General features: G+C 39.1%; 6 protein-coding genes. 4 read left to right on the forward strand and 2 right to left on the reverse strand.

Features of this window, described 5'->3' with window-relative positions; translation table 11 throughout:
* Positions 1-312 (reverse strand): hypothetical protein (locus V7147_RS15590; RefSeq protein WP_335368757.1); only part of this gene is annotated, 312 nt, incomplete at its 3' end.
* A 150-nt stretch (positions 313-462) separates the two neighbouring features.
* Between V7147_RS15590 and V7147_RS15595 the strand changes: the two genes are divergently transcribed.
* Genes V7147_RS15595 through V7147_RS15610 form a run of 4 tightly spaced genes read left to right on the forward strand, consistent with a single transcriptional unit; the run spans position 463 to position 3925 of the window.
* Positions 463-663, forward strand: a complete 201-nt coding sequence (locus V7147_RS15595) for a hypothetical protein (RefSeq protein WP_335368758.1) — start codon at positions 463-465, stop codon at positions 661-663.
* A gap of 45 nt (positions 664-708) precedes the next feature.
* Positions 709-1854, forward strand: a complete 1146-nt coding sequence (locus tag V7147_RS15600) for a GNAT family N-acetyltransferase (protein ID WP_335368759.1) — start codon at positions 709-711, stop codon at positions 1852-1854.
* A gap of 13 nt (positions 1855-1867) precedes the next feature.
* Positions 1868-3133 carry a kynureninase gene (kynU, locus tag V7147_RS15605; protein WP_335368760.1) on the forward strand — a complete coding sequence of 422 codons (1266 nt, stop codon included), beginning with the start codon at positions 1868-1870 and terminating at the stop codon, positions 3131-3133.
* A gap of 48 nt (positions 3134-3181) precedes the next feature.
* A complete protein-coding gene (locus tag V7147_RS15610) occupies positions 3182-3925 on the forward strand; it encodes a hypothetical protein (RefSeq protein WP_335368761.1) in 744 nt (247 codons plus the stop codon).
* A gap of 36 nt (positions 3926-3961) precedes the next feature.
* Here V7147_RS15610 and V7147_RS15615 read toward each other — a convergent pair.
* A partial coding sequence (locus V7147_RS15615; protein WP_335368762.1) for a zinc-binding dehydrogenase occupies positions 3962-4630 on the reverse strand: 669 nt, incomplete at its 5' end.

Genomic DNA, 4630 nt, shown 5'->3' on the forward strand with positions numbered 1-4630 from the left:
AGCTCTATCAATATAATTCGACTGATAAAAAATGGGCGTAATCCACATAAACCTTCGGGTGGATTGTTTCACATCGATATTCTTAAAAATACCTTGAAGGACGATAAATATCGATATACTTGAAAAAAGTACCCAAGAAATCTTTAGTTTACCATCATCAGTTAATAAAGGATTGTCAATCGAGACACCACTCATTAATACGGTGTTCTCATGAATATCTGATGATTTAAACGCATGGGAATGTGCGACTGCGGACGAAAAGGACATGATCGCAACAAACATAATGATGGCAAGGGCTATTCGTTTCCTCATTTTTTACCATCTCCCCATTGTTTAATGTTACTATCATACATCGGATGAAATCAAAAATCTACAAAAACTTTTTTACAAATATTGAGAAAAATCTAATTTTAATTTCGCAAGATTAATAAATATGGTACCCTAAAAAAGGGAGGGAAGATTATGAGCAAAAGTAGGCGAAATCTCCTTATTGCAATCATGGGGAGTCTTATCATTATAACCTTTGGGGTTTTAAGAATACTAGAAATCAGGGATAACCACAGAATAAATCTTCAGATAGCGGAAAGCTGTATGGATAAAGGTGGTACTGTCGTTTATGAAGAAAAACATATCTTTAGTCTATCTGATGTTCGTTGTGAGTAACTATAAGTAACGATCCAAATAATGAACAATTGGAGTTGTTGAAAGATGGCAATCGAGAGAATTACAGAAGATCGATTTATGGATTCTTTACGTTTATCTGAATACGCATTTCAGTATAAAGTGCCTGAAGAACGTATGGAAACATCCTTCAAGAATATAAAAAAGCATCAAATCTATGGAATCTACGAAGAGAAAATGTTAGCTGCAAAGTTTCATCTCATTCCACTTACAACATATGTAGGTGAACAGTCTTTTAAAATGGGTGGAATTGCAGGTGTGGCAACTTATCCGGAATACCGTAGAAGAGGCTATGTGAAGGAATTGCTTACATATTCGCTAGAAACGATGAAGTCACAAGGTTTTGCTGTATCGATGCTGCATCCGTTTGATGTTACCTTTTATCGAAAATATGGATGGGAGCTCTTTTGCAATCGTTTAAAAACAGTTCATCAGCGTTCTGACTTAGTCATGCTAGAGCCTGTAGAGGGTTCAGTAAAGCGTTATCTTTTTGAAACTGTCCCTTTAGATGAACTTAAACAGATTTATGCACAATATGCGATCCAGTTCTCTGGAATGCTTGTTCGTGTGGATGATTGGTGGAAGAATGTGGTTGACGACCTGAATATCGCCGTTTACTATGATGTGTCGGAACAGCCACTTGGGTATATCCTTTATGAATCGAAGGACAACAAGATAATGGTTGAGGAATTTGTTCCAGTAAATTTTGAAGCGCGACGGGGTTTGTGGAATTTTATTTGTCAGCATGATTCTATGATTTCAGAACTCGAAATGATTACCTTTGAAAACGAGCCATTATTTTTTGCGTTAACGAAACAAAAAACAGTGAAACGAGTGGTTTCTCCATATTTCATGGTTCGAATTGTCGATGCTGAATCATTTTTAAAAGAATACAAATTTGTTGGAAACGAAACCTTGAAATTACAGATCAATGACCCATTTGCACCTTGGAATGAAAAAACCATTCTAGTAAGAGATGGTATAGTCAGCGTTACGAAGGAAACAGAAGGGGCCCTTAAGCTGTCCATCAACGCATTATCAACGGCACTCTTTGGTTACAAGCGTCTGACTGAATTATTTGCAGTTGGTATGATTAATGGGGCTTATAGCAATGTAGAAGCTTTAGAAAAAATGATCCCGAATCGCCAAGCCTATATGTACGATTTCTTTTAAGAGGAGGAAATCCATGTTATTAGAGCATGCAAGGAAACTAGATAGAGAAGATTCGCTAGCCAAGTTTCGAGATGAATTTTATCTCCAGCCAAATACAATCTATATGGACGGGAACTCGCTTGGCCTATTATCGAAGCGGGCAGAACAAACACTGCTTGATTCATTGCAAGACTGGAAGGAATACGGGATTGATGGCTGGACACAAGGAAGGCAGCCTTGGTTTTATATGTCTGAAAAAGCAAGCGAACAACTTGCTCCGCTTATCGGTGTTTCTCCTGAGGAGGTAATTGTGACGGGCTCAACGACTGTTAATCTTCATCAGTTAGTTGCGACTTTTTATCAACCGATAGGGAAACGTACGAAAATTGTGGCGGATGAATTGAATTTTCCGTCAGATATTTATGCCCTCCAAAGTCAACTTCGGCTTCACGGATTTAATCCTGAAGACCATCTTGTTCGGGTTAAAAGTCGTGATGGTCGGTATTTGAACGAGGACGACATCATCGAGGCAATGACTGACGAAGTAACCTTGGTGGTTTTGCCATCGATTTTGTATCGAAGTGGACAAATCTTAGATATGAAGCGCCTTACCTCTGAAGCACATAAACGTGGAATTTTAATCGGATTTGACGGATGTCATTCAGTAGGTGCAATTCCACATTCTTTTTCGGAATGGGAAGTGGACTTTGTATTTTGGTGCAATTATAAACATCTTAACGGTGGACCTGGGGCAGTTGCTGGACTATATGTGAATCGAAAGCATTTTGGAGTGTTACCGGGGCTTGCTGGTTGGTTTGGATCTAATAAAGAAAAGCAGTTTGATATGGAGCATTCATTTAGTCCTGCTGACAGTGCCGGTGCTTTTCAAATTGGGACACCGCATGTGCTAAGCCTTGCTCCTTTACTTGGTTCACTTGAAATGTTTGCTGAGGCAGGGATTGAAAACATACGAACTAAATCACTATTATTGACGAATTTTTTAATGGGGCTAATCGATACAGAACTTGCAGGGATGGGATTTACAGTCGGTTCTCCGAGAGAGGATTCTGTTAGGGGCGGTCATGTTGGTCTTGAGCATAAGGAAGCGGCACGAATTTGCAAGGCGCTGAAAGAAAATGGGATTATTCCAGACTTTCGCGCGCCGAATATGATCCGCCTAGCACCTGTTCCACTTTATAATTCATTTGAGGACGTTTGGAATGTCGTGCAAATGTTAAAAACAATAATGGAAGTAAAGCAATACGAAAAATTTAACAATGAGCGAGACGTCGTAGCGTAAGGTATACCATTTTTGGTATACCTTTTACATCATGAAGGAGGAATGCATGTGACAATCGTTTCCGATTCAAAGTTTGATACATTTAAGGATAAAATATTATCCGTACCCATTGATTATCAAGATGAAGAAATAAGAAGCGAGACATTTTTATTAGACAAAGATGAAAAGAAAAGCTTGGAAATTTATTATGCTCCATTTGAATATGTGAATGAAGCTGCAAAAGTCATGATTGTCGGAATCACTCCTGGCATGCATCAGATGAAACGCTCCTTTTCAACGATACTTGATCCGAAAAATAAGGATCTTTCTGATGAACAGCTTCTCCACCAGGTCAAGAAAAATTCAAGTTTTGAAGGACCAATGAGGAAATACCTAATTCAACTGTTGGACGAGCTTTGCTTGCATTCCTATTTAGGCATCGTATCTACAAGTGAGCTATTTTCTTCGGCAAGTCATCTTGTTCAAACAGCTTCGCTCATTAGGTACCCGGTCTTTTATAAGGGAAAAAACTATAGTGGCTCTACCCCCAAAATGTTAAAAACGGAGCTGTTAAAGAAACATATAATGGAGAGTTTTACACAAGAACTAGTTAGTATGCAAAATCCACTCATTATTCCATTAGGGGTGAATGTGACAGCAGTGTTTGATTATCTTTCAGAAAATGGCTATGTATCGCCAGATTCCGTCCTTTATGGCTTCCCGCATACATCCGGTGGAAACGGGCATCGTCATCGACAATTTGCAGAAAACAAGGAAAAGATGAAAAAAAAGCTGGCAAGTTATTTTGGATAAAAAACTGCACCCGTTTTTCAGATGGGTGCAGTGTCGTCAATCTTCAATTTTAATCACAATTTTTCCGAACTGTTCAGCTTCATCAATACGTTTTAAAGCATTTACAGATTCTTCGAGAGGGAAAACTTTATCGAGTACAGGTTTAATTTTATGTTCATTGACAAAATGAAGCATTTCATTGAACTCTTCTGTACTAGCCATAGTGGTGCCAAGTAAAGTATATTGGCCATAGAAAAATTCTCTAAGATTAAAATCTACAGTATCACCAGCGGAAGCACCGAATGTGACCATCTTTCCACCTTTTCTTAGTTGTCCAAGTGATTTATGGAAGGTGGCTGCTCCCACTGTTTCAACCACAATATCCACTTTTTCACCGTTTAGTGCTTCATTCCAATCTCCATTGCTGTTAATTGCAACATCTGCACCTAATTCTAGGGCTTGCTTCAGCTTTGCTTCAGAGCGAGAAGTGACAATGACCCGTGCTCCTACTGCTTTTGCGAAAAGTAAAAGGAACGTAACTGCGCCACTGCCGATTCCTGGTAAAAGGACTGTATCGGTTGGTTTTACCTCTGAACGAGTAAATAATGCCCGGTATGCAGTCATGGCAGCAAGAGATAATACGCCTGCCTCATCCCAGGATAAGTGTGCTGGCTTTGGACCGATATTTTCAACCGGGATCGTAATTTTTTCAGCAAAGGTTCCATG

The sequence above is a fragment of the Bacillus sp. JJ1521 genome (assembly GCF_036965165.1).
Lineage (GTDB): Bacteria > Bacillota > Bacilli > Bacillales > Bacillaceae_L > Ferdinandcohnia.